General features: G+C 69.3%; 4 protein-coding genes and 1 tRNA gene. 2 read left to right on the top strand and 3 right to left on the bottom strand.

Going from position 1 to position 3,753, the window contains the following annotated elements:
- Positions 1-42 precede the first annotated feature (42 nt).
- Positions 43-124, bottom strand: a tRNA-Tyr gene (locus Q0L54_RS10810).
- Positions 125-246: 122 nt separating this feature from the next.
- Here Q0L54_RS10810 and Q0L54_RS10805 point away from each other — a divergent pair.
- Positions 247-738, top strand: a complete 492-nt coding sequence (locus tag Q0L54_RS10805; RefSeq protein ID WP_296668009.1) for a YajQ family cyclic di-GMP-binding protein — start codon at positions 247-249, stop codon at positions 736-738.
- 39 nt (positions 739-777) lie between these two features.
- A complete protein-coding gene (locus tag Q0L54_RS10800) occupies positions 778-1,428 on the top strand; it encodes a dihydrofolate reductase family protein (RefSeq protein WP_296668006.1) in 651 nt (216 codons plus the stop codon).
- Here the strand turns inward: Q0L54_RS10800 and htpX are convergent.
- Positions 1,425-2,300 (bottom strand): zinc metalloprotease HtpX, encoded by an 876-nt coding sequence (gene htpX, locus Q0L54_RS10795; protein WP_296668004.1) that lies wholly within the window; start codon positions 2,298-2,300, stop codon positions 1,425-1,427. The genes Q0L54_RS10800 and htpX overlap by 4 nt on opposite strands.
- A gap of 251 nt (positions 2,301-2,551) precedes the next feature.
- Positions 2,552-3,753 (bottom strand): pyridine nucleotide-disulfide oxidoreductase (locus Q0L54_RS10790; RefSeq protein ID WP_296668002.1); only part of this gene is annotated, 1,202 nt, incomplete at its 5' end.

Raw genomic sequence — 3,753 nt, 5'->3', positions numbered from 1 at the left:
CGACAGCGCCCCTCCCGGATCCGGGAGGGGCGCTGTCTGCGGTGGCGGGTGAGGGATTCGAACCCCCGAAGTCGATGACGGCTGATTTACAGTCAGCTCCCTTTGGCCGCTCGGGCAACCCGCCGATGCGCCGCATGGCGGCGCGCATGGAAGGATAGCAAGGATTCGACCCGCGACGCGAACCAGGGCGGCGGGTCCAGACGGCACCGCTCGCGCCCTCTCTTCAGGGGTGCAGGAGGAGGAGACATGGCAGGCGACAGCAGCTTCGACGTGGTGAGCAAGGTGGACCAGCAGGAGGTCGACAACGCGCTCAACCAGGCCGCCAAGGAGATCGCGCAGCGCTACGACTTCAAGGGCGTGGGCGCCTCGATCGAGTTCTCGGGCGAGAGCATCCTCATGAAGGCCAACAGCGAGGACCGGGTCAAGGCCGTGCTGGACGTGTTCATCGCGAAGCTCGCCAAGCGACAGATTTCGATGAAGGCGCTCGAGTGGGGCGACCCGGTGCCGTCGGGCAAGGAGTACCGCCTGGTCGCGACCATCAAGGAGGGCATCGCGCAGGACGTGGCCAAGAAGCTCACCAAGCTGGTGCGCGACGAGGGCCCCAAGTCCGTGCGCGCCCTGATCCAGGGCGACGAGCTGCGCGTGAGCTCGAAGTCCCGCGACGACCTGCAGGCGACCATCTCGCTGCTCAAGGGCGCGGACGTCGAGGCCGCGCTGCAGTTCATCAACTTCCGCTAGGCCGCGCGCCGCGCCGATGCGCGGTGGCACACTGCGCTCATGTCACTCGTGCGCGTGCACAACCTTGCGGTGTCGCTCGACGGCTTCGCGACGGGCGCCGATCAGAGCCTGGAAGCCCCGTTCGGCCACGCTGGCATGCGGCTGATGGAGTGGTTCAAGGAGACGGCGACCTTCCGCGCGAACATGGGCGGGGACCCGGGTGAGCCCACGCCGGACGATGCGTTCGCGGGGCGTTGGCGCCACGGCATCGGCGTGGAGATCATGGGTGCGGGCAAGTTCGGCCCGCCCGGCTGGCACGACGACCCGGGCTGGCGCGGCTGGTGGGGCGAGGACACGCCGTTCCACACCCCGGTCATCGTCCTCACCCACCGCCCCCGGCCGCCGCTGACGGCGGGCGACACCACGTTCCACTTCCTCGCGGCCCCGCCCGCGGTGGCGCTCGAGGCGGCGCGGGAGCTGGCGGGCGGCCTCGATGTGCGCATCGGCGGCGGGCCCACGGTGGTGAACGAGTTCCTCGCCGCGGACCTGATCGACCTGCTCCACGTGGTGGTGGTGCCGGTGGTGCTCGGGCGCGGGACCAGCCCGTGGGCGGGGCTCGACGGTCTCGAGGAGCGGTTCGCGAGCGAATCCGTGAGCACGCCGAGCGGCGTGACGCACGTGACGTTCACGCGTCGCGCGCGCGACAGCTAGCGCTGGTAGCCGCGAGACCGGGCCATGTCCTCGAGCCGCGCAATCCGCTGATCCATGGGCGGGTGAGTCGCGAAAAGGTTCTGCAGGCCGGCGCCGCGGAACGGGTTCGCAATCATCATGTGCGAGACGTTCTCGAGCTCGGGCGAGTCCTTGAGCGGGCGCGCACGCGTGCCGGCATCGAGCTTGCGCAGCGCCGAGGCGAGCGCCAGCGGGTCGCCCGTGAGGGTGGAGCCGTCCTCGTCCGCGTCGTACTCGCGGGTGCGCGAGATCGACATCCGGATGAGCGACGCCGCGATGGGCGCGAGGATGAGCATCGCGATGAGGCCGATCGCGCCGAACGGATTGTCGCGATTGCTGTTGCCGCCGCCGAAGAAGAACAGCATCTGCGCGATCGCGGTGATCATGCCGGCGAACGCGGCCGCGACGGAGCCGATGAGGATGTCCCGGTTGTAGACGTGCATGAGCTCGTGGCCCAGCACGCCGCGCAGCTCGCGCTCGTCCAGGAGCTCGAGGATGCCGTCCGTGCAGCACACCGCGGCGTTCTGCGGGTTGCGGCCGGTAGCGAACGCGTTGGGGGCCGCGGTGGGAGAGATGTAGAGCCGCGGCATGGGCTGGTTGGCCTCGCGGCTGAGCTCCCGGACGATGCGGTACATCGCGGGCTGCTCGACCTCCGTGACCGGCCGGGCGCGCATGGCACGGATCGCCAGCTTGTCCGAGTTCCAGTAGCCGAACGCCGTGCCCACCACCGACAGCAGCGCGAACAGCCACAGGTACTGGCCGCCGCCCACGAACACGCCGAGGCCGAGCATGACGGCCCACAGCGCCACGAACAGGCCGGTGGTCTTCAGCCCGTTGAAGTACTTCCTATCCACGTATCCTCCGCGATCTCTCGCACCAAGAACGGTCGCGTGCCCGAACAGGTTCCCCCACCCCGACGGATTCCCACTGGTCGATGTGACGGGACGATGCGGGCGTGACGGCTGGGACCGTCACATCCTTCACCTGCGATGACTCGCTTCACATCGACCAGTGGGAATCCGGCCGATGCGCCCGCGAGAATCCGGCCGATGCGCCCGTGGGAATCCGGCCGATGCGCCCGAGAGATTCTGGCGGATCCGGCGGGTCAGGACCGGCCCAGCGCGATGTCCGTCATCTCCTCGCGCGGGACCACCTTGACGCGCTCGCGCCCGTGCGGCTCGCCCAGGGCACGCTCGTGCGCGTCGAGGACCTCCCAGTCCTTCCACTGCACCACCGGGACGCCGCGCTCCTTGAGCAGTCGCAGGATGTTGTCCGGGCTCAGCTGCTCGGGGCTCGCCTTCGTGTTCGCGTACAGGTCGGGAGCGTCCTCGACCAGATTCGCGACGGTCTCCGACGCGTCGGACTTGGTGTGACCGATGAGTCCCACCGGCCCGCGCTTGATCCAGCCGGTGGCGTAGAAGCCGGGAACCGCGGCGCCGTCCTCGTCCGTCACGCGTCCCGCCTCGTTGCGGATCACACCGCGGCCGCCGTCGAACGGCACGCCGTCGATCTCGGTTCCCCAGTAGCCGACCGCACGGTAGACCGCCTGCACCGGATAGTCGATGAACTCGCCCGTGCCCGTGACGTTGCCGTCGCCCCGCAGCGCGGTGCGCTCCATGCGGACACCTACGACCTTGCCGTCCTCGCCCAGCACCTCGTGCGGGCTCTGCAGGAAGTGCAGGTGGATGCGGCGCGAGGCGCCGGTGGGCTCCTTGAGGGTCCAGTCGGTGAGGGTCTTGACCACCTGCTTGGTCTGGTGGTGGCCGTCGATCGCCGCCATCGACCCCTCGTCGAAGTCGTAGTCCTCGGGGTACACGATGACGTCGACGTCGGGCACGTGGCCCAGCTCGCGCAGCTCCAGGGGCGAGAACTTCACCTGCGCCGGACCGCGGCGGCCGAACACGTGGACGTCCGTCACCGGGGAGGACTCGAGGCCGGCCTGGACGTTGGCGGGGATGTCCGTGGGCATGAGGTCCTTGGGGTGCTTCGAGAGGATGCGAGCGACGTCGAGCGCGACGTTGCCCACGCCGAACACGGCCACCTCGCGCGCCTCGAGAGGCCACTCGCGCGGGACGTCCGGATGGCCGTCGTACCAGGACACGAAGTCCGCCGCGCCATGTGAGCCAGTCAACTCGATACCCGGGATCTCAAGGTCCGCGTCCGAGAACGACCCGGTAGCGAAGATCACCGCGTCGTAGTGCTCGCGCAGGTCCTGCAGCGACAGGTCGGTGCCGATGTTCACGTTGGCCAGGACGCGGATGTCGCCGCGGCCCAGGACGTTCGCGAGTGCCACGATGATCTGCTTGA

The organism is Demequina sp., from assembly GCF_024642165.1.
Taxonomy (GTDB): domain Bacteria; phylum Actinomycetota; class Actinomycetes; order Actinomycetales; family Demequinaceae; genus Demequina.
This window is presented reverse-complemented; position numbering and strand designations above follow the sequence as displayed.